At 67.1% G+C, this 25,607-nt stretch carries 31 protein-coding genes and 1 tRNA gene; 6 read left to right on the top strand and 26 right to left on the bottom strand.

Going from position 1 to position 25,607, the window contains the following annotated elements; translation table 11 throughout:
- Positions 1-165: 165 nt before the first annotated feature.
- From ihfA to FHR97_RS19140, 13 genes are all read right to left on the bottom strand, one after another.
- On the bottom strand, positions 166-468 hold the full coding sequence (gene ihfA / locus FHR97_RS19200) for an integration host factor subunit alpha (RefSeq protein ID WP_183385408.1): 303 nt from the start codon (positions 466-468) through the stop codon (positions 166-168).
- Positions 469-506: 38 nt separating this feature from the next.
- Positions 507-2,888: a phenylalanine--tRNA ligase subunit beta gene (gene pheT, locus FHR97_RS19195; protein ID WP_183385404.1), complete on the bottom strand. Its 2,382-nt coding sequence runs from the start codon at positions 2,886-2,888 to the stop codon at positions 507-509.
- A gap of 203 nt (positions 2,889-3,091) precedes the next feature.
- Complete coding sequence (gene pheS, locus FHR97_RS19190) at positions 3,092-4,111, bottom strand: phenylalanine--tRNA ligase subunit alpha (protein WP_183385403.1); 1,020 nt, start codon at positions 4,109-4,111, stop codon at positions 3,092-3,094.
- 134 nt (positions 4,112-4,245) lie between these two features.
- Complete coding sequence (gene rplT / locus FHR97_RS19185) at positions 4,246-4,599, bottom strand: 50S ribosomal protein L20 (RefSeq protein ID WP_021817421.1); 354 nt, start codon at positions 4,597-4,599, stop codon at positions 4,246-4,248.
- Positions 4,600-4,636: 37 nt separating this feature from the next.
- Positions 4,637-4,831 (bottom strand): 50S ribosomal protein L35, encoded by a 195-nt coding sequence (gene rpmI, locus FHR97_RS19180; protein ID WP_016854829.1) that lies wholly within the window; start codon positions 4,829-4,831, stop codon positions 4,637-4,639.
- 85 nt (positions 4,832-4,916) lie between these two features.
- Positions 4,917-5,456: a translation initiation factor IF-3 gene (gene infC / locus FHR97_RS19175; protein WP_343065638.1), complete on the bottom strand. Its 540-nt coding sequence runs from the start codon at positions 5,454-5,456 to the stop codon at positions 4,917-4,919.
- Between the two features lie 35 nt (positions 5,457-5,491).
- Positions 5,492-7,390, bottom strand: a complete 1,899-nt coding sequence (gene thrS, locus FHR97_RS19170) for a threonine--tRNA ligase (protein ID WP_183385401.1) — start codon at positions 7,388-7,390, stop codon at positions 5,492-5,494.
- A 226-nt stretch (positions 7,391-7,616) separates the two neighbouring features.
- On the bottom strand, positions 7,617-8,438 hold the full coding sequence (locus FHR97_RS19165) for an OmpA family protein (protein ID WP_183385400.1): 822 nt from the start codon (positions 8,436-8,438) through the stop codon (positions 7,617-7,619).
- Positions 8,439-8,718: 280 nt separating this feature from the next.
- A complete protein-coding gene (locus FHR97_RS19160; protein ID WP_183385399.1) occupies positions 8,719-9,186 on the bottom strand; it encodes a DUF2489 domain-containing protein in 468 nt (155 codons plus the stop codon).
- Between the two features lie 135 nt (positions 9,187-9,321).
- Entirely contained in the window at positions 9,322-10,239 is a 918-nt protein-coding gene (gene cyoE, locus FHR97_RS19155) for a heme o synthase (RefSeq protein WP_183385398.1), read from the bottom strand.
- Positions 10,221-11,309 (bottom strand): COX15/CtaA family protein, encoded by a 1,089-nt coding sequence (locus FHR97_RS19150; protein ID WP_246404136.1) that lies wholly within the window; start codon positions 11,307-11,309, stop codon positions 10,221-10,223. The genes cyoE and FHR97_RS19150 overlap by 19 nt, the downstream gene beginning before the upstream one ends.
- Positions 11,310-11,314: 5 nt before the next feature.
- Positions 11,315-11,851 (bottom strand): hypothetical protein, encoded by a 537-nt coding sequence (locus tag FHR97_RS19145; protein WP_183385397.1) that lies wholly within the window; start codon positions 11,849-11,851, stop codon positions 11,315-11,317.
- Positions 11,848-12,573 carry an SURF1 family protein gene (locus FHR97_RS19140; protein ID WP_343065637.1) on the bottom strand — a complete coding sequence of 242 codons (726 nt, stop codon included), beginning with the start codon at positions 12,571-12,573 and terminating at the stop codon, positions 11,848-11,850. Before FHR97_RS19140 ends, FHR97_RS19145 begins: the two co-directional genes overlap by 4 nt.
- 10 nt (positions 12,574-12,583) lie before the next feature.
- Between FHR97_RS19140 and FHR97_RS19135 the strand changes: the two genes are divergently transcribed.
- Entirely contained in the window at positions 12,584-12,778 is a 195-nt protein-coding gene (locus tag FHR97_RS19135) for a DUF2909 family protein (protein WP_183385395.1), read from the top strand.
- 6 nt (positions 12,779-12,784) lie between these two features.
- On the opposite strand, the gene FHR97_RS19130 is transcribed toward FHR97_RS19135, so the two are convergent.
- The 5 genes from FHR97_RS19130 to FHR97_RS19110 all read right to left on the bottom strand — a co-directional run bounded on the left by FHR97_RS19130 (position 12,785) and on the right by FHR97_RS19110 (position 17,347).
- A complete protein-coding gene (locus tag FHR97_RS19130; protein WP_183385394.1) occupies positions 12,785-13,648 on the bottom strand; it encodes a cytochrome c oxidase subunit 3 in 864 nt (287 codons plus the stop codon).
- Positions 13,645-14,238, bottom strand: coding sequence for a cytochrome c oxidase assembly protein (locus FHR97_RS19125; protein WP_183385393.1), 594 nt, complete (start codon positions 14,236-14,238; stop codon positions 13,645-13,647). The genes FHR97_RS19130 and FHR97_RS19125 overlap by 4 nt, the downstream gene beginning before the upstream one ends.
- A gap of 15 nt (positions 14,239-14,253) precedes the next feature.
- On the bottom strand, positions 14,254-15,885 hold the full coding sequence (ctaD, locus tag FHR97_RS19120) for a cytochrome c oxidase subunit I (protein ID WP_183385392.1): 1,632 nt from the start codon (positions 15,883-15,885) through the stop codon (positions 14,254-14,256).
- Positions 15,886-15,932: 47 nt separating this feature from the next.
- Positions 15,933-17,051 (bottom strand): cytochrome c oxidase subunit II, encoded by a 1,119-nt coding sequence (coxB, locus tag FHR97_RS19115; RefSeq protein WP_183385391.1) that lies wholly within the window; start codon positions 17,049-17,051, stop codon positions 15,933-15,935.
- Positions 17,052-17,173: 122 nt separating this feature from the next.
- Positions 17,174-17,347, bottom strand: a complete 174-nt coding sequence (locus tag FHR97_RS19110) for a DUF2970 domain-containing protein (RefSeq protein ID WP_183385390.1) — start codon at positions 17,345-17,347, stop codon at positions 17,174-17,176.
- Between the two features lie 206 nt (positions 17,348-17,553).
- On the opposite strand from FHR97_RS19110, the gene FHR97_RS19105 reads away from it, so the two are divergent.
- Complete coding sequence (locus tag FHR97_RS19105) at positions 17,554-17,910, top strand: hypothetical protein (RefSeq protein ID WP_183385389.1); 357 nt, start codon at positions 17,554-17,556, stop codon at positions 17,908-17,910.
- A gap of 44 nt (positions 17,911-17,954) precedes the next feature.
- On the opposite strand, the gene FHR97_RS19100 is transcribed toward FHR97_RS19105, so the two are convergent.
- Positions 17,955-18,686, bottom strand: coding sequence for an LrgB family protein (locus FHR97_RS19100; protein ID WP_183385388.1), 732 nt, complete (start codon positions 18,684-18,686; stop codon positions 17,955-17,957).
- On the bottom strand, positions 18,683-19,051 hold the full coding sequence (locus FHR97_RS19095) for a CidA/LrgA family protein (RefSeq protein ID WP_183385387.1): 369 nt from the start codon (positions 19,049-19,051) through the stop codon (positions 18,683-18,685). Before FHR97_RS19095 ends, FHR97_RS19100 begins: the two co-directional genes overlap by 4 nt.
- Before the next feature lie 213 nt (positions 19,052-19,264).
- Here FHR97_RS19095 and FHR97_RS19090 point away from each other — a divergent pair.
- Together FHR97_RS19090 and FHR97_RS19085 are read left to right on the top strand one after the other, a co-directional pair.
- A tRNA-Pro gene (locus tag FHR97_RS19090) sits at positions 19,265-19,341 on the top strand.
- A 540-nt stretch (positions 19,342-19,881) separates the two neighbouring features.
- Entirely contained in the window at positions 19,882-20,019 is a 138-nt protein-coding gene (locus FHR97_RS19085; RefSeq protein ID WP_183385386.1) for a hypothetical protein, read from the top strand.
- A gap of 261 nt (positions 20,020-20,280) precedes the next feature.
- On the opposite strand, the gene FHR97_RS19080 is transcribed toward FHR97_RS19085, so the two are convergent.
- Both FHR97_RS19080 and FHR97_RS19075 read right to left on the bottom strand, forming a co-directional pair.
- Complete coding sequence (locus tag FHR97_RS19080) at positions 20,281-21,024, bottom strand: sulfite exporter TauE/SafE family protein (RefSeq protein WP_183385385.1); 744 nt, start codon at positions 21,022-21,024, stop codon at positions 20,281-20,283.
- A gap of 141 nt (positions 21,025-21,165) precedes the next feature.
- Positions 21,166-21,336 (bottom strand): hypothetical protein, encoded by a 171-nt coding sequence (locus FHR97_RS19075; RefSeq protein ID WP_183385384.1) that lies wholly within the window; start codon positions 21,334-21,336, stop codon positions 21,166-21,168.
- Positions 21,337-21,526: 190 nt separating this feature from the next.
- Here FHR97_RS19075 and FHR97_RS19070 point away from each other — a divergent pair, with 190 nt between their 5' ends.
- Together FHR97_RS19070 and FHR97_RS19065 are read left to right on the top strand one after the other, a co-directional pair.
- A complete protein-coding gene (locus tag FHR97_RS19070) occupies positions 21,527-21,775 on the top strand; it encodes a hypothetical protein (protein WP_183385383.1) in 249 nt (82 codons plus the stop codon).
- 118 nt (positions 21,776-21,893) lie between these two features.
- Positions 21,894-22,091 carry a hypothetical protein gene (locus FHR97_RS19065; protein WP_183385382.1) on the top strand — a complete coding sequence of 66 codons (198 nt, stop codon included), beginning with the start codon at positions 21,894-21,896 and terminating at the stop codon, positions 22,089-22,091.
- A 4-nt stretch (positions 22,092-22,095) separates the two neighbouring features.
- On the opposite strand, the gene FHR97_RS19060 is transcribed toward FHR97_RS19065, so the two are convergent.
- The 4 genes from FHR97_RS19060 to ctaD (FHR97_RS19045) are packed head-to-tail and all read right to left on the bottom strand — an operon-like array spanning position 22,096 to position 25,606.
- Positions 22,096-22,413: a cytochrome C oxidase subunit IV family protein gene (locus tag FHR97_RS19060; protein ID WP_183385381.1), complete on the bottom strand. Its 318-nt coding sequence runs from the start codon at positions 22,411-22,413 to the stop codon at positions 22,096-22,098.
- Between the two features lie 20 nt (positions 22,414-22,433).
- Positions 22,434-23,144: a heme-copper oxidase subunit III family protein gene (locus tag FHR97_RS19055; RefSeq protein ID WP_183385380.1), complete on the bottom strand. Its 711-nt coding sequence runs from the start codon at positions 23,142-23,144 to the stop codon at positions 22,434-22,436.
- A 15-nt stretch (positions 23,145-23,159) separates the two neighbouring features.
- On the bottom strand, positions 23,160-23,819 hold the full coding sequence (locus FHR97_RS19050) for a cytochrome c oxidase subunit 3 (RefSeq protein WP_183385379.1): 660 nt from the start codon (positions 23,817-23,819) through the stop codon (positions 23,160-23,162).
- Positions 23,816-25,606 (bottom strand): cytochrome c oxidase subunit I, encoded by a 1,791-nt coding sequence (gene ctaD, locus FHR97_RS19045; RefSeq protein WP_183385378.1) that lies wholly within the window; start codon positions 25,604-25,606, stop codon positions 23,816-23,818. Before ctaD (FHR97_RS19045) ends, FHR97_RS19050 begins: the two co-directional genes overlap by 4 nt.
- Position 25,607 lies beyond the last annotated feature (1 nt).

Below are 25,607 nucleotides of genomic sequence, written 5' to 3'. Positions count from 1 at the left end.
GAAAAGGCGGAGTTTACAGGTAGTAAATGAGCACTTTGAGCCGATTTTTAACGCCGTATAGCCGAGCGCAGGCACTTTTCGGACATTGCCTAGATCCAGTCGGGTCGCGGAGACGAAGTAACGACGCCACCCCGCGGGGTGGCGTCGTCGTCTTCGGCGGGGGCGTCAGCGCTCCTCGGGATGGTAGTCCTCGACCTGGGTCTTGAGCTTCTGCCCGGGCCGGAAGGTCACCACGCGCCGGGCCGAGATGGGGATCTCCTCGCCGGTCTTGGGATTCCGCCCGGGCCGCTCGCGCTTGTCGCGCAGGTCGAAGTTGCCGAACCCCGACAGCTTGACCTGCTCGTTCTCGCGCAGGCAACCACGAATCTCCTCGAAGAAGGCCTCCACCATGGACTTGGCCTCGCGCTTGGACAGGCCGAGTTCGGCGTGCAGGTGTTCGGCCAGCTCGGCCTTGGTCAACGCCCCCATGTCGCTTTCCTCACGCTGATGGTCGACCTCCCTCGTCGTCATGCGCGAAGCTCGGCACCCAGGTGCAGCCGTGACTCCTCGACGATGGCATCGACCAACTGATTGATTTCCTCGTCATTTAGCGTGCGCGAAGGATGCTGCCAGGTCAAGCCCAGGGCCACGCTCTTGCGTCCTTCCGGCACGCCCTTGCCCTGGTAGACGTCGAACAGGCGCGCCTCCACGAGCCACTCCCCGGCCTGGGCGCGGAGGGTGTCGAGCAACGCCTGCACCGGCTGGTCGGCATCGACCAGGAAGGCCAGGTCGCGGCGCACCTCCGGATAGCGCGACAGCGGCCGGAAGGCCGGCACCTTGCCGTGGGTCAGGGCGTCCAGGCGCACCTCGAAGAGCAGAGCGTCCACCTTGAGGCCCAGCTGGGCGCGCACCGCCGGATGCAGGGTGCCGATCCAGCCGGCCTCCTCGCCGCGATAGAGGAGACGCGCGCACTGCCCGGGGTGCAGGGCGGCATGCTCGCCGGGCTCGAAGCGCCAGGCCTCGGGCTCGCCGCCCATGGCCAGCAGGCTTTCCAGGTCGCCCTTGAGGTCGAAGAAGTCGACGCTGTCCTTGCCGCCGCTCCAGCCCTCGGGCTCGCGAGCGCCGCAGACCAGCGCGCCCAGCATCGGCACCTGGCTCAGCGCCTCCAGCTCGCCGCGGAACACCAGGCCGGTCTCGAACAGCCGCACCCGGGTCTGCTGGCGATTCAGGTTATGCTGCAGGGCCCGCACCAGGCCCGGGAAGAGGCTCGCCCGCATCACCGAGAGGTCGCTGGAGATGGGGTTGGCCAGCGTCGGCGAGACGGCCTCGGGCAACAGGGCCGCCTGCAGCTCGGGGGCGACGAAGCTGTAGGTCACCGCCTCGAAGTAGCCCCGGGCCACCAGCTGCCGACGCAGCCGCGCCAGCGGCGTGCGCGCCTCGTGATCGGGGCGCAGCCCCAGTCGCGCCTGGGGACGCCGCACCGGCAGGCGGTTGTAGCCGTGGATGCGCGCCACTTCCTCGATCAGGTCCTCCTCGATGGCGACATCGAAGCGCCAGCTCGGCACCCGGACGCGCCAGCCCTCCTCGCCGGCCGCCACCGCCATGCCGAGACGCTCGAGGATCTCGCCGACGTCCCCCACGGGCAGCTCCTTGCCGAGCGCCTGGTCGAGACGGGCCCGGCGCAGCAGCACCTCGCGCTCGCCGGGCAGGCGGTCGGTGTCGACGACCTCGACCAGCGGCCCAGCCTCGCCGCCGGTGATCGCCAGCAGCAGGGCCGTGGCCCGCTCGGCGGCCTCGCGGGCCAGGGTCGGGTCGACGCCGCGCTCGAAGCGGTGGGAGGCGTCGGTGTGCAGGCCATAGGCACGCGCCTGGCCGGCCACGGCCAGCGGCGAGAAGTGCGCCGACTCCAGGAAGATGTCCCGGGTCCCGGCGTTCACGCCGGAGTGCTCGCCGCCCATGATGCCGGCGATGGCCAGCGGGCCGCGCTCGTCGGCGATGACCAGGGTGCCGCCGCTCAGGGTGATCTCCTGGCCGTCGAGCAGCACCAGGCGCTCGCCCTGCCGCGCCTGGCGGACCACCACGGCGCCCTGCAGGTTGGCGCGGTCGAAGGCATGCAGGGGCTGGCCGAGCTCGAGCATCACGTAGTTGGTGACATCGACCACCGGGTCGATGGCGCGGATGCCGCTGCGGCGCAGCCGCTCGACCATCCACAGCGGCGTCTCGGCGGTCACGTCGACGCCCTTGATCAACCGCCCCAGATAACGCGGACAACCCTCGGCGTCGTCGACGCGCAGCGGGAAGGTCTCGTCATGGGCCGGGGTCACCGGCGCGATACTCGGCCCTTCGACCGCCAGACGGTTGAGCACGCCGACCTCCCGGGCCATGCCCTTCACGCTCAGGCAATCGCCGCGGTTGGGCGTGAGGTCGACCTCGATGGTGTGATCGTCGAGGCCCAGGAAGGCCCGGAAGTCCTCGCCGACCGGTGCCCCGGCCGGCAGCACCAGGATGCCCTCGGAGGTCTCCTCCGCCAGGCCCAGCTCCGAGGCGGAGCAGATCATGCCGCGGGACTCGACCCCGCGCAGCCTGGCCTTCTTGATCTTGAAGTCGCCGGGCAGCACCCCGCCGACCCGGGCGAAGGGCACCCGCTGGCCCTCGGCCACGTTGGGCGCGCCGCAGACCACCGGCACCGGCTCGCCGCTGCCGTCGTCGACCTGGCAGACGCTGAGCTTGTCGGCGTCGGGGTGCGGGGCCTTGGCGACGACCTCGGCCACCACCACGCCCTCGAAGACGGACGCCACGGGCTCGATGGCATCGACCTCCAGGCCGGCCATGGTGATCTGGTCGGCCAGGGCCTGGGTCGCCAGCGCCGGGGAGACCCATTCACGCAGCCACTGTTCGGAAAATTTCATGTCGGATCCTATCGCTGTGGTCTCAGGGCTCTCGCCGTCCAGTGGATGTCGGAGCTGATTCGGCGACAGGTCTGCGAGGGGGCGCTGTAAACCCTTCCCTGGGCGCTACCGACGCCATCCCTGGCGTAGGACCCCCTCTTGGACCTGTCCCCGACGCTCTCGTCAGCCCAACGACGAGTACCCTGGCCGTGTTCTTGAGACGTTCAGGCGAACTGCTTGAGAAAGCGCAGGTCGTTGTCGAAGAACAGCCGCAGGTCGTTGACCCCGTAGCGCAGCATGGCCAGGCGCTCGGCGCCCATGCCGAAGGCGAAGCCCTGGTAGCGTTCGGTGTCGATGCCGGAGTGGCGGAAGACCTCCGGATGCACCATGCCGCAGCCCATCACCTCCAGCCAGCCGCTGTGCGAGCAGACCCGGCAGCCGTCGCCGTTGCACATCACGCACTGGATATCCACCTCCGCCGAGGGCTCGGTGAAGGGGAAGTAGGACGGGCGGAAGCGCACCGAGAGGTCGTCGCGCTCGAAGAAGGCGTGCAGGAAGTCCTCGATGGTGCCCTTGAGGTCGGCGAAGCTGACGTCCTCGTCCACCAGCAGCCCCTCGACCTGGTGGAACATCGGGGTATGCGTCAGGTCCGAGTCGCTGCGGTAGACCCGCCCCGGGCAGACGATGCGGATCGGCGGCTCGGCTTCCTTCATGGTCCGCACCTGGACCGGCGAGGTATGGGTGCGCAGCAACCGGGTGGCATCGAAGTAGAAGGTATCGGCCATGCCCCGCGCCGGGTGGTGGGCGGGAATGTTGAGCGCCTCGAAGTTGTGGTAGTCGTCCTCGATCTCCGGGCCCACCGCCACGTCGTAGCCGATGCGGGTGAACAGCCCCTCGATGCGCTCCAGGGTCCGGGTCACCGGGTGCAGGCCGCCACTCGGCTGGCCGCGACCCGGCAGGGTCACGTCGAGGCGCTCGGCGGCCAGGCGGGCCTCCAGGGCGGCCTTCTCCAGGGTCTGACGGCGCTCGTCGAGTTCCTCGGCCAGGGCCTGCTTGGCCTGGTTGATGCGCTCGCCGGCGGCCGGGCGCTCTTCCGCCGGCAGCTTGCCGAGGCCCTTGAGCAGCGCGGTGATCTCGCCCTTCTTGCCGAGATAGCGCACGCGCAGCTCGTCCAGCGCGGCCATGTCGTCGGCGGCGTGGATGGCGTCGCGGGCCTCGGCGACCAGAGTGGGAAGGTGGTCCATCCGTTGATGCTCCGAAGTATTGAGCTTGCTTTGTCGCATGCGAAAAAAACAGGGGAAGAGCGGCTGCTCTTCCCCTGCGACGATCATCGGGACGGCGCGCACCGTGGTCCGCACCCTCCCGGAATCGCGATCACTTACTGGGCAGCCTTGGCCTTCTCGACGATGGCAGCAAAGGCGGCCTTCTCGTGAACGGCCAGGTCGGCGAGCACCTTGCGGTCGATCTCGATGCCGGCCTTCTTCAAGCCGCCGACGAAGCGGCTGTAGGACAGACCGTGCTGACGGGCACCGGCGTTGATGCGCTGGATCCACAGGGCGCGGAACTGGCGCTTGCGCTGGCGACGGTCACGGTAGGCATACTGACCGGCCTTGATGACGGCCTGCTTGGCCACGCGGAAGACGCGTGAACGGGCACCGTAGTAGCCCTTGGCCTGCTTGAGGATCTTCTTGTGACGGCGACGTGCAACGACGCCACGCTTGACGCGAGTCATGGCTTACTCCTGACGGTAGAGGGTTGCGACCAAGGGGTTACAGGTTCGGCAGCATGCGCTGCACGAGCTGCTTGTCGGCGTCGTGGATCTGCTTCATCCCACGCAGCTGACGCTTCCGCTTGGTGGACTTCTTGGTCAGGATGTGACTGCGGAACGACTGCTTGTGCTTGAAGCCGTTGGCCGTCTTCTTGAAGCGCTTGGCAGCGCCGCTGTTGCTCTTGATTTTCGGCATGAGATGAACTCCGCTCGAGATTCTTTAGAAAATCCGGGGCCGATGGCCGGCGTCTCGCCGGCCACCCGTTGACCGGGCCGTCGGATCACTTCTTCTTGGGGGCAATGATCATGATCATCTGGCGCCCTTCCATCTTGGGAAAGGACTCCACGGTACCGATCTCCTCGAGATCGGCGGCGATCCGCTCCATCAGCTTGCGACCGAGGTCCTGATGGGCCATCTCGCGACCGCGGAAACGCAGCGTGACCTTGCCCTTGTCGCCACCTTCGAGGAAGCGCACCAGGTTCTTCATCTTCACCTGGTAGTCGCCCTCGTCGGTGCCAGGCCGGAACTTGACTTCCTTGACCTGGATCTGCTTCTGCTTCTTCTTCTGTGCCGCCTTCTGCTTCTTCTGTTCGAAGACGAACTTGCCGTAATCCATGATCTTGCAGACGATCGGATCGGCATTGGAAATCTGGACGAGGTCCATACCGGCCGCTTCGGCACGCTCCAGCGCATCGCTGGTGGGCACGATGCCCAGCTGCTCGCCGTCGCTGTCGATCAGGCGAACCTGATCCTCGGTAATGCGCTCGTTCATCGGGGGGCGCTTGTCCTGCGGGCGCCCTCTAGGGTTGCTTCGCTTGATGGTTCCGTCTCCACTTTCGCCTAGGGAAGATGTCGCTATTGCCGCTCGGCCCGTACCAGGTCGATGAAGGCGTCCACCGTCATGATACCGAGATCTTCGCCGGTGCGGGTGCGCACGGCGACCGAGTCGGCCTCGACTTCCTTATCTCCCACCACCAGGAGATAGGGGACCTTCTGCAACGTATGCTCGCGGATTTTAAAGCCGATCTTCTCGTTCCTCAAGTCCGCCTTGACGCGAAGGCCGATTTTTTGCAGGCGCCGCTCGAGGTCGAGGGCATGTTCGCGCTGGGCATCGGTGATGGTCAACACCGCCGCCTGCTGCGGGGCCAGCCACAGCGGCATGGCACCGGCATAGTGCTCGATGAGGATACCCAGGAAGCGCTCGAAGGAGCCGAGGATGGCGCGGTGCAGCATCACCGGGGTCTTGCGCACCCCGTCCTCGTCGACGAACTGGGCACCCAGGCGCCCCGGCAGGTTGAAGTCCAGCTGCAGGGTGCCGCACTGCCAGACGCGGTTGAGGCAGTCGCGCAGGGAGAACTCGATCTTGGGGCCGTAGAAGGCGCCCTCCCCCGGCTGCAGCGCCCAGTCCAGGCCGGTGGCATCCAGGGCGGCCTCGAGGCCCGCCTCGGCCCGGTCCCAGAGTTCCGGCTCGCCCATGAAGCCCTCGGGGCGGGTGGACAGCTTGAGTTCCACGTCCTCGAAGCCCAGTTCCCGGTAGACCTTGAGGGTCAGGGCGATGAAGGCCTCGGCCTCGGACTGGATCTGGCCCTCGGTGCAGAAGATGTGGGCATCGTCCTGGGTGAAACCGCGCACGCGCATCAGGCCATGCAGCGAGCCGGAGGGCTCGTTGCGGTGGCAGCTGCCGAACTCGGCCAGGCGCAGCGGCAGGTCGCGGTAACTCTTCAGGCCCTGGTTGAACACCTGCACGTGGCACGGGCAGTTCATGGGCTTGACCGCGTACTCGCGCTTCTCCGACTCGGTGGTGAACATCAGCTCGCTGTAGTGGCCCCAGTGACCGGAGGCCTTCCACAGCGAGAGGTCGACCACCTGGGGCGTCTTGATCTCCTGGTAGCCGTTCTCGATCTGCACCCGGCGCATGTACTGCTCGAGGGCCTGGTAGATGGTCCAGCCGTTGGGGTGCCAGAAGACCATGCCCGGGGCCTCTTCCTGCAGGTGGAAGAGATCCATCTTGCGGGCCAGCTTGCGGTGGTCGCGCTTCTCGGCCTCCTCGAGGCGCTTGAGGTAGCCCTTGAGCTGCTTCTTGTCGCCCCAGGCGGTGCCGTAGATGCGCGTCAGCATGGGACGCTCGGCGTCCCCCCGCCAGTAGGCGCCGGCCAGCTTGGTGAGCTTGAACACCTTGAGGTGCCGGGTATTGGGCACATGGGGGCCCCGGCACATATCGGTGTACTCCTGGTGATGGTAGAGACGGATGGTCTCGCCCTTGGGAATCTCGCGCACGATCTCCTGCTTGTACGGCTCGTCGCGGTGCAGGAAGGCCAGCATGGCCTGGTCGCGGTCGACGTACTCGCGGACCACGTCGTAGCCCGTGTCGATCAGTGCCTTCATGCGCTGCTCGATGGCCTCGAGGTCCTCGGGGGTCACCGAGCGGCCGAAGTCGATGTCGTAGTAGAAACCGTCCTCGATCACCGGCCCGATCGCCATCTTGGCATCGGGATAGAGCTGCTTGACGGCGTGGCCGACCAGGTGGGCACAGGAGTGGCGAATGATCTCCAGCCCTTCCGGGTCACGGGCGGTGATGATGGCCACCTCGGCGTCATGGTCGATGATGTCCGCGGCATCCACCAGCACGCCGTCGATGCGGCCGGCCACGCAGGCCTTGGCCAGGCCGGTGCCGATGCTCTCGGCCAGCTGCATCACGGTGAGCGGTTCGTCGAAGGATCTCTGACTGCCGTCCGGCAGGGTCACGATGGGCATGATGAGGAGGTTCCTTGTGCGCAGTGGTGATCCATACCAGGGATCACGTGTCGCCAGAAAGAATGGTCGTCGGGGCGCTCGAAAAAAGCGCCGCCTAGCCTAGCAGACGCCCCCCCCTCGACGCCATGGCCGGCGGTGGAGGCGACATAGAAAAGAGGCGCCCGAAGGCGCCTCCCAGAGACTCGACATGCCCCGGCGAGCCGGGGCATGAGGGGTCAGCGCGGGATCACTCCCACTCGCCCAGCTCCACGCGACGGTTCTCGGCGCGGCCGGCATCGGTATCGTTGGTCGCGACCGGCTGCGACTCACCATAGCCGATGGTGCGCATGCGGTTGCGATCGACACCCTGGGTCGCCAGGTAGTCGGCGACGGAGTCGGCACGACGCTGGGACAGATCCTCGTTGTAGGCCTCGCTGCCCACGGAATCGGTGTGACCCTCGATGCGCACGCGAACGTTCTCGTTGGCGCGCAGCTTCTCGGCGACATCGGCCAGGATCTGCTCGGCGCCCATGGTCAGCGTGGCGGAGTCGAACTCGAAGTTGACGTCACGCAGCACCAGGTCTTCCTCGCAGCCCAGGGCGTTGACCTCGGCACCGGCCGGGGTTCCCGGGCACTGGTCCTGGAAGTCCGGCACGCCGTCGCCGTCGGAATCCAGCGGGCAGCCGACGGCGTCCACGGCCACACCGGCCGGGGTGCCCGGGCACTGGTCGTTGGCATCGATGACGCCGTCACCGTCCGTGTCGCGTGCCTCCCGCTCGGGTGCCGGGGTGCGGTTGGGCTCGGCACACAGCAGCGCACCGATGGTGGCACCGGCGGTGCTGCCGATGGCCGCCCCCTGGTCCTCGTCGGACTCACTGCTGGTGGCATAGCCGATGCCGCCACCGACCACGCCGCCGGCCAGGCCGCAGACGAAGGGGTGCTGGTACCAGGCGCGATCGGAGGAGGCGGTATCCCCCATGCCGGAAGATTGAGAGGCCGAACTGGCGCAGCCGGAAAGGCCGACAACCAGAGCGGAACCGAGCAGCAAGCCAGTCGTTGATTTCTTCATGTAAGACTCCTTCTTGACACAAATCTGGCATGGGCAACAGTCAGTGAAGCCATCCAGTAAGCAGTGGGTCCGATCTGCAGATAAGGCGAGGCGAGCAAACCCCGCCCTCTCCGACCAAGAAAGCACGGATATGCCTTTTCAGCCAGTCAACGCCGCGAGATGACTGCGGACTCCTTCCACATATCAGCCATCTACGGCTCGGGGGCAAGCTTGCCGAAGTCTGACGGATGATGCAATCAAAAGGGCCGTCGAGCCCGGATAAAGACGGCCCTGACCGGGATCAATGCAGCGACCCGGGCCAGCCCCGTCGAAAGGTGACCACGGCGCCGGCCGCCTCGAGGACGGCATCGCGCAGCTCGTCCTCGACGGCCAGTCGCTCGCGGTCCTCGTGGAAGCGGGCCTTGGGGCTCAGGGCCTGGCGGGCGGAGTGGGTATGCAGGTGGCGGGTACGACCGTGCACCTCCCCGAAGGCGCGGAACTCGGGACGCTCGATCAGGCTCGGGTCGAGGATCTCGAGCAGGGTCTTGCAGCGCCAGGCGCCCTCGGTGATGTCCACCTGTTCCTGCATCAGGGCCGAGGCGACCAGTTCGAGGTTCTCGAGACAGTTCTCGTGGGCCCGGCGCAGTTCCTCCTCGCGGAAGTCCCGGCGACGTTTCACTTCCCGCCACAGGGTGACGGCATAGGCCCCGAGGCCGGCCACGACGGCCAGGGCAAGGCCGAGCAGGATCAGCGCGGTGGTGGTGGTCATGGGTAGCTTCCCGACGAGCGTTGAATGGACAGCGCATTCTATACTGTCCGCGGGATGCGTCCCAAACCCGTGACTGCCATGTGCTTGCCTGCCACCTCCACGCTGCCGCTGGTGCTGGTCCCTGCGTCTCGCCGGCTATAGCGGCCAGGCCATGGCATAGTGGTCCAGCAGCAGGACCCCGAACACGCCGAGGATGTAGCGAATCGAGAACCAGAAGGCCGCGATCGGCGCGGCCGGGTCGCGCCCACGCCAGACACGCCAGTTCCACACCATGAAGCGGGCATTCAGGGCCAGCACCCCGACCAGGTACAGCGCCCCGCTCATGCCGATGACGAAGGGCAGCATCGTCACCGCCACCGTCAGCCAGCCATACAGCCACACCTGGAGCCGGGTGAAGGCCTCGCCATGGGTGACGGGCAGCATCGGCACCCCGGCGCGGGCATACTCGTCGCGCTTGTGGATGGCCAGGGCCCAGAAGTGCGGCGGGGTCCAGGCGAACACGATCAGCATCAGCAGCAGCGGCTCGGGTCCCAGCTGGCCGGTCACCGCGGTCCAACCCAGCAGCGGAGGGGCCGCCCCCGCCACCCCGCCGATGACGATGTTCTGCGGGGTGGCCCGCTTGAGGAAGGCGGTATAGACCAGGGCATAGCCGATCAGCGAGGCCAGGGTCAGCCAGGCCGTCAGGGCATTGACCTGCCAGTGCAACAGCGAGATCCCGGCCACCGACAGCAGCGTCGCCCAGCCCAGCGCCAGCGGGGTCGGCAGGCGCCGGCTGGCCAGCGGCCGCCGTGCGGTGCGCAGCATCAGGGCGTCCAGCCGCCGATCGACCACGTGGTTGAAGGCCGCCGCCCCGCCGGCCGCCAGGCCGATGCCGGCCAACCCGAACACCAGGGTGCCCGCTCCCGGCCAGGGCCCGGCCAGCAGCATGCCGACCAGGCTGCACACCAGCATCACCGCCACCACCCTGGGCTTGCACAGGGTGAGGAGGTCGCGCCAGGTCCAGGTCGCACTCCCCTCGAGGCGCGTCTGCGCCATCACGATGCCGTCAGCCATGGCTGCCCTCCTTTCGCGTGTCGTCGAGTGGTGGCCGCGCAGCGCGCGGCCGGCCAGCGCCAGTGCCAGACCGCCAGCAGCATGGCGGCGACCAGCATCACCGCCCCCGCCGTGTGCAACAGGGCGAGCCACAGCGGCAACCACAGCAGCACATTGGCGATGCCGAGGAATGCCTGCAGCAGGCAGGCGCTGCACAGCATGCCGAGCCAGCCGCGCAGCCGCGGGTCACGCCGGTGGCGCAGCCCGAGTGTCAGCAGGCAGGCCACCAGGGCCAGGGCGCCGAGGCGGTGGCCGACCTGGATGGCCGAGCGAGCCTCGGCATGGAGCTGGCCATGCAGGTAGCTGGGGCCCACGGTCTGGGCCAGGTTGAAGCCTTCGGCCCAGTCTAGCGCCGGCCACCACTGGGCGTTGCAGGTGGGGAAGCCCTGGCAGGCGATGCCGGCATAGTTGCTCGAGGTCCAGCCGCCCAGGGCCAGCTGGCCCACCAGCAACACCACGGCCGCCGCCCACAGCGGCGTCAGGCGCCGGGGAGGCGGCGAGGCGACACCGGCAACCAGCCGCCGCAAGCGCAGGTGCAGCCACAGGAAGAGCCCCATGATGGCGAGGCCACCGAGCAGGTGCAGGGTCACCACCTGGGGCCACAGCTTGAGGGTGACGGTGAAGGCCCCGAAGGCGCCCTGCAGCAGGATCGCCCCAAGCAGGGCCAGGGACAGCCACCAGGGATAGCCGGCGCGACGACGCAGGGAAGCGCCCAGCACGACCACGGCGATGACCAGCAGCCCGAGGGTGGACGCCAGGTAGCGGTGGATCATCTCCATCCAGGCCTTGGCGGCTTCCAGCGGGACCTCCGGCGTGTGCGCCATGGCCCGCCCGGCATCCGGTACCACCAGGGCCCCATAGCAGCCCGGCCAGTCGGGGCATCCCAGCCCGGCATCCACCAGCCGGGTCCAGGCCCCGGCCAGGACCACCAGGGCCGTGAAGACGGCCCCCAGCAGGGTCAGCCGACACAGCCAGCGCAGTCGGCGTCGCTGACGCTCCCGCTCCCGCTCCCGCTCCGCGACCATGGCCATCGTCCTCACTCCGCATGGAGCCGCGCCAGGGGCGGCTCGGGGTTGAGGCGCAGCAACCGCTCGAGGTCCTCGAGGACCTGCGCGGTCTCGACCTCGGCCCCGTAGCGCAGCACCGCCCGGCCCTCGGGATCGAGGATCCACAGCGCGCCCGGCTCCCGCCATGCCGGCACCGCCCCCGTCCAGGCGGCGACGGCCTCGCCCGGCAGCGCCGGGGCGCGACCGCCGATGCGCAGCCGGCTGACCCGGTGGGCATCGCGCCCCAGGGCGCGGTGCAGCCGCCACCAGCGATCGGCCGCCTGCGGGCAGGCCTGCGGGCAGTCGAAGGCCAGCAGCCAGTCATCGGCGCCGTCCTTGGCCACGCCGGTCAGCGGCCAGCTCGCCAGCCCGGGGACCTCGGGATGCAGGGTGCCGTGGGCGGTGCGTCCCTCGGGGATGCCCAGGCGCCACTCCACCATGCCCCAGGCCATGGCCATGGGCAGCGTGAAGACCGCGAACAGGGCGGCCAGCTTGAGCCGGGAACGGGCGAGACGGGACAGGCTCATGGGTGCGACTCCTCCGGGGATCGTTGACAGGCACGGCGGTCTCGGCACAGCCGGCGGCCACCGACGACCATCATCACCAGGGCGGCCAGGGCCAGCCCCCACCACTGCACGGCGTAGCCGAGATGACGGGCCGGGGGCAGGACGCTGGGCTGCCACCAGGAGGCGAGATGGCCGGAGCCGCTCTCCAAGTGTAGCCAGCCGGCATGGGCGAACCCCCCTGGAGACGGCCAGGCGGCCAGGTCGATGCGCTGCAGCCGCTGCCCCTCGCGGTTGGGCCCGAACACCGGGGCCGCCTCGCCGGCGACCTGCCAGCGCCCCCTCAGCCGCACCGTCCCCTCCGGGGTGGTGACGGCGGGCGTCGCCCGGCTCGGGCCGGTGGCCAGGAAGCCCCGCTCGACCAGCCATAGGCGGCCATCCTCGCCGCGCAGGGGCGTCAGCACCGCCACCCCGAGCCGGCCATCATGGGTCCGGTTATCCAGAAACAGCGTCTCGTCGGCGAGGTATTCCCCCTCCAGGGTCAGGCGCGCCCCGTTCGGGGGTGCCGTCCCGGGGGCCTCCAGGCGCGGCGCCGAGGCGAAGCGCGCCAGCATCTCCCGCTTGTCGGCGGCCCGTTCCCACTGCCATAGTCCCAGTACCAGCCCCAGTCCCACCAGGCAGGTCCAGAACCCGTACCAGAGGGTCAGGCGCCGCCCGGCATGCCGCTTGGTGGATGACCCTTTCACGGAGTGTTTCATGCTGCTCAAGACCCTGATTGCCTTCGTCTTCCTTGCCATGGTGGCGAGCCTTGCGGCCGGTGCCGGCTTCCTGATCAAGGACGGCGGTCGCTCGCGGCGGGTGCTCGTCTCCCTCAAGCTGCGGGTAGGCCTGGCGGCGCTGCTGATGACCCTGCTCATGTACGGCTTCTACATCGGCGACCTCGCCGGCTGAGGCCGGTCAGAAGACATAGACGAAGGTGAACAGGCCGATCCACACCACATCCACGAAGTGCCAGTACCAGGCGGCCGCCTCGAAGCCGAAGTGGTCGTCGCGGGAGAAGTGGCCCCGCTGGACCCGCACCAGGATCGAGATCAGGATGATGGTGCCGATGATCACGTGCAGGCCGTGAAAGCCGGTCAGCAGGAAGAAGGTGGCGCCGTAGATGCCCGCCTGCAGGGTGATGCCGTAGTGGCTGTAGGCCTCGTAGTACTCGAACCCCTGGATGGTGATGAAGCAAAGCCCCAGCAGCACGGTGCCCAGCAGCCAGTGGCGGGCGGTGGCGCGGTAGCCTTCCTTGAGGCCCTCGTGGGCCACCGTCAGGGTGATGCTCGAGGTGACCAGGATCAGGGTGTTGACCAGCGGCAGGTGCCAGGGACTGAAGGTTTCGTGGGGCCCCTCGATGGACGCATCGGGCGGGTTCATCAGCGGCCAGGAGGCGGTGAAGTCGGGCCACAGCAGGGCGGCCACCCCCTTGGCGCCCTCGCCGTCCAGCCAGGGCAGCGCGAAGGTGCGCACATAGAAGAGCGTGCCGAAGAAGGCGGCGAAGAACATCACCTCCGAGAAGATGAACCAGCCCATGCCCCAGCGGAAGGAGCGGTCCATCTGCGCATCGTAGAGGCCGCTGCGCGATTCGCGGATGACGTCGCGGAACCACAGCGTCATCACCGCGAGGATCGCCAGCAGGCCCACCACCATCACCGGCAGCCCGGCGATGCCATGAACCAGCAGGGTACCGGCCCCCGCCATCATCGCCCCCAGCGCCAGGGAGGCCAGCGCCGGCCACTTGCTGGAGGCCGGTACGTAGTAGCTGCCACCGCTCATGCTTGGTCTCCTTCACTGATGAACCCCAGATAGCGCCGTGCCAGCGCCTGCTCCACGGGATAGAGGGTGTAGACCAGGGTCACGGTCTTGATGTCGTCGGGGAGGCCGGGCGTCAGTTGGAAGACCAGCGGTGCCTCGAGCCGCTCCCCGCCGGCGAGCCGCTGCTCCTGGAAGCAAAAGCAGGTGATCTTGCGCAGGTGCAGGGAGGCCTCGGAGGGCGACACGCTGGGCACGGCCCGCGCCCGGCTCGCCTCCTCGCCCCGGTTGCGAAACCGGAAGACGACCTCGCGGCTCTCGCCGGGGTGCACGCGCAGCTGACGCGTATCGGCCTCCAGTTCCCAGGGCAAGCCGGCGCTGCCCCGGGTGATGAACTGCACGGTGATGGTGCGCGAGGTATCGACATCGGCATGCACGAGGGCCTGGGCGCGGCCGCTGGTCTTGCCGTTGAGTCCCGTCACCTGGCAGAAGACGTCATAGAGGGGCACCAGCGCGAAGGCGAAGACGAACATGCCGGCCAGCACCACCAGCGTCCGGGCCACGGTGCGCCGGACCCCCGCCTGTCTCGCCTGTTGCTCGCCGTTCGCGGCCATGCCAGCCCCCGGTGCTCAGTGCTGCTGCGGTTGGAAGTCGGGAGGCGTCTCGAAGGTGTGCAACGGCGCCGGACTCGGCACGCTCCACTCCAGGTCCTCGGCCCCCTCCCAGGCCCGGGCCGGCGCCTTCTCGCCGCCGCGCACGCACTTGATCACCACCCACACGAACAGCAGCTGCGAGGCGCCGAACAGGAAGGCGCCGAGGCTGGTCACCATGTTGAAGTCGGCGAACTGCAGCGCGTAGTCGGGGATGCGCCGCGGCATGCCCGCGAGCCCGGCGAAGTGCATGGGGAAGAAGGTCAGGTTCACGCCGATCACCGACAGCCAGAAGTGCCACTGGGACAGGCGCAGGTGCGGATAGTGGCCGGTCCACTTGGGCAGCCAGTAGTAGACCCCGGCCATGATGGCGAACACCGCCCCGGGGACCAGCACATAGTGGAAGTGCGCCACCACGAAGTAGGTATCGTGGTACTGGAAGTCGGCCGGCGAGATGGCCAGCATCAGCCCGGAGAAGCCGCCGATGGTGAACAGCACGACGAAGGCCAGGGAGAACAGCATCGGCGGCTCGAAGCTGATCGAGCCGCCAAACAGGGTGGCGATCCAGTTGAAGACCTTCACCCCGGTGGGCACCGCGATCAGCATGGTGGTGTACATGAAGAACAGCTCCGCCACCAGCGGCAGGCCCACGACGAACATGTGGTGGGCCCAGACCAGGAACGACAGGATGGCGATGGAGGCCGTGGCATAGACCATGGAGGCATAGCCGAACAGCCGCTTGCGGGCGAAGGTCGGGATGATCACCGAGACGATGCCGAAGGCCGGCAGGATCATGATGTAGACCTCGGGATGGCCGAAGAACCAGAACAGGTGCTGGAAGAGCACCGGATCACCGCCCCCCGCCGCGTTGAAGAAGCTGGTACCGAAGTTGATGTCCATCAGCATCATGGTGATCACGCCGGCCAGCACCGGCATCACCGCGATCAGCAGGAAGGCGGTGATCAGCCAGGTCCACACGAACAGCGGCATGTCCATCATGCGCATCCCCGGGGCCCGCAGGTTGAGGATGGTGGCGATGATGTTGATGGCCCCCAGGATCGAACTGATCCCGGCCATGTGCAGCGAGAAGATGAAGAAGGTCGTGGACGGCGGCGCATAGGTGGTGGACAGCGGTGCATAGAAGGTCCAGCCGAAGTCGGGCGCCCCTCCGGGCATCACCAGGGTCGACAGCAGCATCAGGAAGGCCACGGGCAGCAACCAGAAGCTGAAGTTGTTGAGCCGCGGCAGGGCCATGTCCGGCGCGCCGATCTGCAGGGGGACCATCCAGTTGGCGAGCCCCACGAAGGCCGGCATCACCGCCCCGAACACCATGATCAGGCCATGCATGGTGGTCATCTGGTTGAAGAACTCCGGCTGGACCAGCTGCAGCCCCGGCTGGAAGAGTTCCGCCCGGACGACCATGGCGAAGATGCCGCCGATGAAGAACATGGTCAGGGAGAAGATCAGGTAGAGGGTCCCGATCTCCTTGTGGTTGGTGGTCAAAAGCCAGCGCATCAGGCCACGCGGGGCATGCTGCGCCCCGGCGGCCAGGCCGCCGCCCGCGGTCTCTTCATACTGCGCGATGGGCTTGGGAGGCAGGTGCGACGCCATCGAAGTTCTCCCTGGTTGCCGTCTCGTGAGGGTGGGATACTGCCCGGCTACTCGGAAAGCTGCTCGGCCATGGCCGAGGGCTGAATGACATCGCCGGTCTCGTTGCCCCAGGCATTGCGCTCATAGGTGATCACGGCGGCGATCTCCACCGGATTGAGGGTACTGCGGAAGGCCGGCATGGCGGAGCCCGAGACGCCGTTGACGACGGTATCGATATGCCCTTCCCGATCGTCCAGCAGCGCCTGGTTGCCGGCCAGGGCCGGGAAGGTCGGCGGGTTGCCGGAACCGTCGGGCTGGTGGCAGGAGGCACAGATGGTGCCGTAGACCTGCTCGCCCCGCTCCATCAGCTCCTCCCGGGACCATTCGCGATCCACGCCCATGGCCTCCTGCGCCGCCGCCTCCTTGCGCTGGGCGAGCCAGGTATCGAACTGCTCGGGCTCCACCGCCTTGACCACCACCGGCATGAAGCCGTGGTCGCGACCACACAGCTCGGCACACTGGCCGCGATAGATGCCAGGCTCGTTGATGCGCACCCAGTTCTCGTTGACGAAGCCGGGCACGGCATCCTGCTTGACCGCCAGGTCGGGCACCCACCAGGAATGGATGACGTCGTCGGAGGTGAGCAGCAGGCGCACCTTGCGCCCCGTCGGCAGGACCAGGGGCTCGTCGACCTCCAGCAGGTAGGTGTCGTCCTTGGCGTCGCTGCCCTCGATCTGCGCGCGGGGCGTGGCCAGGTTCGAGATGAAGGACACCTCCTCCCCCAGGTAGTCGTAGCGCCAGCGCCACTGCTGGCCGGTGACCATGACATCGAGGTCCGCCTCGGAGGCGTCGTACATGGTCTTCAGGGTGGCGGTGGCCGGGACGGCCATGCCGACGAGGATCAGCAGGGGAATGACGGTCCAGATGATCTCGACCGTGGTGTGCTCATGAAACTGGGTGGCCTTGGCCCCCTGGGAGCGACGGTAGCGGTACAGCGAGTAGAACATCGCGCCGAAGACGACGATCCCGATGGCCACGCAGATCCAGAAGATGATCATGTGCAGGGAGTGGATCTCGCGACTGACGTCGGTCACCCCGGCCGGCATGTTCCAGCCGTTGGCCAGCACACCCTGGGACAGTCCCGTGAAGGCGGTTCCCGCCGCCATCAACACGAGCCGCTTGCGCATCGCCCCCTCCTGATCGTGTTGTTGTATTAGCCAAGCCTTGATCGAGTATAGAAGCCCGATGGCGCGACACCGGCGACGGGCGTCGTCCCCCGTAAACGCGGTTATCAACGTTCAGCGAGGCGTCATTTCGCGGCCAGCGAGGCCACCAGGGCGATCAGCACGACCAGGACGATGCCCATCACCACGCCGACGACGATGAAAGGGCCGGCTCGTCCCTTCGCGAAGTCCTCGCGCCGACGCGCCTCCTTCTGGACCCCGAAGAAGGCGGCCAGCACCGACTTGATCACGTTCCACATGGGCGAACTCCTCAGCGTTGGGCGTCTGCCCCGGGAGTATGGCCCAGCGTGACGGCGACGGGGCGTTGATCCACATCAGCGAACCCGACGGCACCGCACAAAGGGACCCACGGGGCAGGCAGCCCTTCTATACTGGTGATGATGCGGAAGGCGCCATGATCGCGGCCCCCGCAATGCCCGTCCCCGCCACCTCCAGGAGACCCGTGATGACTGAACAACAGGGTGATGCCCCCGATGCGCTCAAGGCGCCCAATGACGCCATGATGCAGTGGTGGAGCCAGCAGTGGCTCCAGGGCGTCACGCCCATGGCTCGCATGCAACTGGCCTGGATGGAGAGCCTCGCGGAAGCCATGCAGTTCGAGGCACAGTGCCTGCATGCGCTGGCCGAGAGCGGCCAACGGCTCTCCGTGTGCATGAGCAGCGAGACCCCCGCCAACCCGCAGGACATCCAAGAGTGCTACCAGCAGCTCATGCACCACGTCACCCGGACCCATATGCAGCGGCTCGAGAAGGTCGCCGAGCTGTCAGAGGACTTTCGCAATCGGATCTGGGAAGAGATCTGACCCCAAAGCCTCGACCCCGCCGGCCTGCTGCCCCGCGGGGTCGACTAGCCGAGCCCCAGCAGGCGCGTGATCCCCGGCAGCAGGAAGGCCGTCAGCAGCCCCGTCAGCCCCATGGAGAGCCCCGAGAACGCCCCCGCGACGGCGCCGAGCCGCGCAAAGGAGTGCGCGGTACCGAAGCCGTGGGCGGCCAGCCCCATGGTGAAGCCCTGTACCGCCGGGTCCGTGACCCCCAACAGGCGGAAGATGGCGGGACCGAGGATGCAGCCGATGGAGCCGGTCAGCAGCACCAGCCCGGCCGCCAGCGAGGGGATGCCGCCGATCTGCTCGGCGATGCCCATGGCGATGGGCGAGGTCACCGAGCGCGGCGCCAGCGACATCAGGGTCTCGTGACGCGCCCCGAACAGCATGGCCAGCCCCAGGGTGCTCGCCACGGCGGTGACGATGCCGGTAATGCAGGCCACCAGCAACGGCAGCAACAGGCGCCGCACGCGCTCGCGATGATCATAGAGCGGGATGGCCAGCGCGACCGTGGCCGGGCCGAGCAGGAAGTGGATGAACTGGGCCCCCTCGAAGTAGGTGGCGTAGTCCATGTCCACCAGCAGCAGGAAGCCGATCAGCATGGCGATGGCCAGCGTCACCGGGTGCAGCAGCGGCGTGCCGCCCAGGGCACGGTTGATCCTCACCGCCAGCAGGAACGCCAGCAGGGTCATCAGCAGCGACAGCAGCGGGTTGCCCGACAGGTAGACCCAAAGCTGATCCAGGGCCGCGGCCCTCATGACGACCGCCGGGGGCGTCGCCCCTGGAGCCGTGTCAGGCGCATCAGCACCCAGCCGGTCACCGCGAGGGTCACGGCGGTCGCCCCGAGCAGGGTCACCACGATCGGCCAGAAGTCGGCGCCGATCAGGGCCCCATGGACCATCAGCCCCACGCCCGCCGGCACGAACAGCAGCGTCAGGTAGCGCAGCAGTCCCTCGCCCGTGACCCTCAGGCTCGCCGGCACCTTGCCGAACGCCATCAGGGCCACCAGCAGGATCACCATGCCGATCACCGGCCCCGGTATCGCCAGGCCCAGCCCCCTGGCCGCCAGTTCCCCAAGCATCTGGCATGCCAGCAGCATGCTCATTCCCATGATCAGTGACATCGTCGCCCTCCCTCGCTCGGCTCGTGTCTCACAGCATCCGTTTCAGGTCCTTATTGTGACAAACCCAGGCAATACCGGCACCGCCCGGGCCACGAGGGCCAAGCAATTGAAACAAAAGCGCAAAAGGGGCTTTCCATTTGCCACGTAACGCGCTAGTATACGCCTCGTTCTCGGGGGCCAGGCAGCATCAGGGCCCAGGCTGAAAGAGAACGTCGGAGCGTGGCGCAGCTTGGTAGCGCGTTGCAATGGGGTTGCAAAGGTCGCAGGTTCGAATCCTGTCGCTCCGACCATGAACATCAAGAGAAACCGCCACTTACGGGTCATGCCGGGTGGCGGTTTTTCGTTGGTACATTCTCTAGGTGACACTAACCGGAATCACCCACACCCCCCCTTTAAGGCAAGAGGCATCAGCAGGAGGAGTTGGCCATCCCTGGCCAAGCGCCCATCCGTGACTCATCAAACCACAGTGCTCACACCCTCCGTGGTAGCGATAACCGTGGAAAGCGGCCATCACGTTCGTTATTGCACTGCACAATCAATGTAGCAGCCCATGCCCGTCGCAAGCGTTGAAGCGAGCCTTTGACTTACCGCTACCACCTGATGACCGTCCCGCCCCAGGCGCGCCCTCTCCTTCGACATACCAGTCCATCACCCACGGCACACTGCCAGCGCAGGGCTAGACTGTAAGTGGCAGGGTAATATGCCGACCAAACGAGCCCCAACGGGGGAGGAGACGTTCGCCACACGCCGCCACGCCATCCGCGCATGACAACGGCCCGCCTGACGATCGCCATGACAGGACCGAGCAGCCTTCTGGTGTGAGGTGACACATGAACATCAAGACCTTGACCACCGCGTTGCTGATGGCCCTGATGCTGGGCGGTTGCGCCAGCCAGGGAAGCAGCGACATGCACTACCCGATGGGGAGCGACGACTACACCGATGCCATGGAACCCTGGTGGCATTGATTCTTCACACCACCCGATTGGCCCATCGACGCGCGGGGTGACGGTGCAGGGGCCTCATTGGGCACCTTCTACGGTAGAGCCAGCAGGCCACCGGTTGGTGCCGGCCGGTTTCGCGCGTCAACACCGACACTCGGTTGAGTAAAGACGAATATCTCATGGGTAAGCCAGATCAGGCCGAAGGAGGTAAGCCAGTCATCAGCGGCTCACCCCCTGCACACTGGCTCCGCAATGACTCTTCCGGGCGGGGGGCACATTGATTCATCAAAGTAGCGCCTTGAGCATCAGCTGCACGCCGACGATGGCCATGGCCAGGATCACCAGCCGATAGAACAGCACCTCGCTGACGCGATGCTGCAGCCAGAGTCCGCTCCTCACCCCCAGCCAGGCCACCGGCACCAGCAGCGCGGAGGCCCACAGGCTAGTCAGGTTGATCTCGCCGAGCCAGACATAGGGTCCCAGCTTCATCAGGTTGACCGTCGCGAACAGCATCGCGCTGGTGGCGATGAAGGTTTCCTTGGGCAACCGCCGGGGAATCAGGTAGAGGTTGGCCGGCGGCGCCCCGGCATGGGCCAGGAAGCTGGTGAAGCCGCAGCCGGCCCCCGCCGGCAGGGCCCAGAAGGGGGCGATGGGCCGGCCGGCGGCCGGCCGAACCACCATGTAGAAGGCGAACAGCAGCGAGATCACGCCGAGCAGCAGGCGAACGCCATCCTCGTCCAGGCGGCCGATCAGCAGGGTGCCGATGACGACGCCGAGCGCCAGCCCCGGCGTCATCCGCCGCAGTTCGGTCCCGTCCTGTCGCCCCCACCACGCCTTGACCGTGAAGGCGTCCATGACCAGCAGCAGCGGCAGGAGCAGGCCGGCGGCCTCGATGGGCCCGATCGCCAGCGCCATGATCGGCACGGAGAGGCTTCCGAAGCCTCCGGCGAAGCCCCCCTTGGAGACGCCGGTCAGATAGGTGGAAAGCAGGATCAGCGTCCAGGCGATCCAGGTGTAGTCGGGGAACATGATCTCTTCCTGAGATGAGCCGCTCGAGGCCAGCGGCATGAAACGGCGGCCCACGCGCCTTGGCCTGGCGTGGGTCCCGCGTCGAGGCATGCCCACGGGCCGGCGCGAACACGCCAGCCCGGGACATCATCGGGGTGGGGATCAGCAATTGCCCTTCTTGGCCTGTCCCGGCGGACAGAAATCGCCGCCACCCCCGTGCCCGTCATCATCGAAGATGACCAGGGGTTCGGTGGAAACCCGCGCGGGATCGTAGCTGCATCCCGCCAGCCCCACCACGAGGGCAACACTCAGCAACAGGAATATCGAACGCATCTTGTTCTCCGGCAACGTCTCGAGTCCTGCATCCTAGCAAGTCATGCCCCGGAGTCCATTAGGAAATCATCGTACAACCGGCCGGAGACGCCCGGAAAGCGCCGGCGTGAAGCCGCCGGGCCGGCCCCATTCGCCTTTCGGCGAAGCCATTGCGATACTGATGGCAAACCCTCGACGGGAGGTCACCCCTATGCGGCAATACGAGAAGACCATCATCGCCTTCGACGAACAGGGCAACGAGTACGTCATCGATCAGTACAACGACATCAGGGAGATCGACACCCCGCCGCATGGCGGTGCGATCCATCGTGGCCTGCCCGCCTTCAAGACCCGTGACGGCCATGAGGTCACCCTGCTCGGGCCGGGCGAGTTCTCGGTGGTGGTGCCCGGCGAAGAGGACGGCGTGAAGGTCTGGACACACGATCCCGAACACGTGTGATACTGCACGGCAACATCCCTTGATGGCGGCACCGGGCGGTCCCGGTCGGCCGACGACGGCATCCGGCCGAAGCCCCAGGCACCGCCATCGATACCCACGCCTTGCCCGGAGACCTGGCATGCCCCGAATCCATCGCGCCCTCCTGCTGGCGACGCTGCTGCTGTTCGCGACCACCGGCGGCTGCACCACCTACACCTGGCCCGACGGCAGCCGCGAGACGGTGTGGGGCGTGCCCGCCGAGGACGAGACCAGGACGCGCGAGGAGCGGCAAGCCGAAGGCGTGCGCTACCGGGTGCCCGGCGAGCTCCCCGAATAGGCGCTCAAGAGCCGGTATACTCCAGCCGACTCAACAGGACGTGGTTGCCCTCGATGGCCATCAGCAGCATCAGGAACAGCAGCACGCCTGGCGGCACCAGCACGACGCAGATGATCGCCAGACGCTCCCAGACCATGTGCATGAAGACCGCGATGATCAGACCGGCCTTCAACAGCATGAACAGGGTGATCAGGGTCCAGCGCAGGTAACCCTCCAGGCCGATGACGTCCACCAGGTACGAACCCACGCTGAGCACGAACAGCAGGAACCAGACCCAGAGATAGATCCCGATGGGATGTCGCTGTGCCTCGCCATGCGCCATGTCTGCCTCCCCCGCGCCGCCTACCAGAGGTAGAAGAACGCGAAGATGAATACCCATACCAGGTCGACGAAATGCCAGTACAGGCCCAGTGTCTCGACCATCTCGTAACGTCCCCGGCGGCGGGTCAGGAAGCCGGGGCGGCCCGCCGCCAGGGAGCCGCGCATCACCTTGACCGCCATGATGATCAGGAAAAGCACCCCGATGCTGACATGGGTGCCATGAAAGCCGGTGATCAGGAAGAAGGCGGCACCGAATTGCTCCGCCCCCCAGGGGTTGGACCAGGGCCGGACCCCCTCGCCGATCAGCTTGGTCCACTCGAAGGCCTGCATGCCGACGAAGGAGGCCCCGAGCAGCGCCGTCAGGATCAGCAGCACACCGGTGGCCAGGCGCCGCTGTTCATAGCCAGACTTGACGGCCAGGGCCATGGTCCCGCTGCTGCTGATCAGGATGAAGGTCATGATCGCGATCAGCAGCAGCGGCATGTGCACCCCGCCGATCTCGAGCGCGAAGACTTCGCTTGCATTCGGCCAGGCCACCGTCGTGGTGATCCGCACCTGCATGTAACCCACCAGGAAGCAGGCGAAGATGAAGATGTCGCTGAGCAGGAACAGCCACATCATCGCCTTGCTCCATGGCACGTTCTTGAAGGCACGCTGATCGGAGGCCAGGTCCGTGACCAGCCCTCGCAGGCCGGGCTCCAGGGTCGGGCCTCGTGGCGTCGTCTCCCCCATGGTGTCGTCCTCCCCTCAGGTTGCCAGCACCAGGCCGAGGATCACGACCCAGACCAGCAACAGGAAATGCCAATAGAGCGCACAAAGCTCGACACTGGGACGCAGCTGTACGGCCGGTGCCCCGCCCCGGGCGCGCACCAGCACCCGCCCCCAGGCAACCAGGCCGCCCAGCAAGTGCAGGGCATGCAGCACCGTCAACAGGTAGAAGAAGGCATTGGCCGGGTTAGCCGCCAGATAATAGCCGGCGGCCTCGAGTCGCACCCAGGCGACGCCCTGGCCGGCCACGAAGGCGAGCGTCAGTCCGCCTCCCGCCAACAGAGCCTGCCTCAGCCGTCCCTCCTGCCCGTGTCCGGCGGCCCGCCAGGCGAGTTGCAGGGCCAGGCTGGCCAGCACCAGCAGGGCGCTGTTGACCCATATGACCCCCGGCACCGTCAGGGAGCGCCAGTCGGTGCCCATCTCCCGTCGCATCAGGTAGGCGCTGATCGTCAACGAGAACACGGAGGTCACCACCGCCAGGAACACCCCCAGGCCGGTGCGTGACGCGGTCATGGGGGCCGGCACGCTGCGCCCGGGCCCCGACTCGGCCACCCAGGGCTGCACGTGCAGGGACTGACGGAACAGCCAGAGGGCGATCCCTCCCATCAATACCGCCATCAGCACCAGGGTGAGGGTCATGACCCGCCTCCCTGCCCCGCCGGGGCCTCACGCTCCACGGCCTCGGGTGGCACGTTCTGCGGAATGAAGTCTGCCCTCACGCCGGGGACGCTGTAGTCATAGGGCCAGCGATAGACCACCGGCAGCTCCTCGCCGAAGTTGCCGTGACGCGGCGGGGTGTGCGGGGTCTGCCACTCGAGGGTGGTGGCCTGCCAGGGGTTGGGGCCAGCCTCGCGCCCCCGAAAGTAGCTCCAGGCCAGGTTGAACAGGAACAGCAGCTGGGCCAGGGCCACCACGAAGGCCGCGATGGTGATGAAGGCGTTCAGGCTCTGGACCGAATCGGAGATGAAGGTGGTCTCGCCGTAGGCGTAGTAACGGCGTGGCACGCCCTGCAGACCGATGAAGTGCATGGGGTAGTAGATGGCATAGGTCCCCAGGAAGGTCACCCAGAAGTGCACCTTGCCCAGGGTGGGGTCGAGCATTCGGCCGGTCACCTTGGGATACCAGTGGTAGATGGCACCGAAGATCACCAGGACCGGCGCCACCGCCATCACCATGTGGAAGTGGCCGACCACGAAGTAGGTGTCCGACAGCGGCACGTCCACGGTGACGTTGCCGAGGAACAGCCCGCTGAGGCCGCCATTGACGAAGGTGAACAGGAAACCGATGGCGAACAGCATGGGCACGGTGAGATGGATGTTGCCCCGCCACAGGGTCAGCACCCAGTTGTAGACCTTGATCGCCGTGGGCACGGCGATCACCAGTGTCGTGGTCGCGAACAGGAAGCCGAAGTAGGGGCTCATGCCACTGACGTACATATGGTGCGCCCAGACCACGAAGCTCAGCGCGCCGATGATGATGATGGCCCAGACCATCATGCGGTAGCCGAAGATGTTCTTGCGGGCATGGACGGCGATCAGGTCCGAGACGATGCCGAAGGCCGGCAGGGCCACGATGTAGACCTCGGGATGACCGAAGAACCAGAACAGGTGCTGGAACAGCAGCGGGCTGCCACCGCGGTGGTCCCCGCCCTCCCCCATCGACAGCATCTCCGGCATGAAGAAGCTGGTGCCCAGCGTCCGGTCGAGGAGCATCATCAGCACCGCCACCAGCAGGGCCGGGAAGGCCAGAAGGGCCATCACCGTGGCCATGAAGATGCCCCACACCGTCAGCGGCAGGCGCATCAGGGTCATGCCCCGGGCCCGCCCCTGGAGCACGGTCACCACATAGTTCAGCCCCCCCATCGTGAAGCCGATGATGAACACCGCCAGCGACACCAGCATCAGGATGATGCCGGCGTCGGCCCCCGGCGTGCCCGGGGTGATCGATTGCGGCGGGTACAGCGTCCAGCCGGCGCCGGAACTGCCACCGTCCACGAAGAAGCCGGCCACCAGGATCAGTACCGACGCCAGGTAGACCCAGTAGCTGAGCATGTTGAGGTACGGGAAGGCCATGTCCCGTGCGCCACACATCAACGGAATCAGGTAGTTGCCGAAGCCCCCCAGGAAGATCGCCGTGAGCAGGTAGACCACCATGATCATGCCGTGCATGGTCACGTACTGCAGGTAACTGCCGGGGTCGATCAGCGAGAGGCTGTTGGGAAAGCCCAGCTGCAGGCGCATCAACAGCGACAGCACCAAGGCCACCAGGCCGATGGCGGTGGCGGTGAGCGCGTACTGGACCGCGATGACCTTGGCGTCCTGGCTCCAGATGTACTTGCCGAGGAAGGTCCTGGGATGGACGAGCTCCATCTCCTCGACCTCGGCGGGGGGCGCCTGGGAGCTGGCGTCATATTCGCGTTCGTGCATG

This window comes from Halomonas stenophila (genome assembly GCF_014192275.1).
Lineage (GTDB): Bacteria > Pseudomonadota > Gammaproteobacteria > Pseudomonadales > Halomonadaceae > Halomonas > Halomonas stenophila.
Note: the sequence above shows the minus strand (reverse complement) of the source record. Positions and strands in the feature narration are given on the sequence as shown.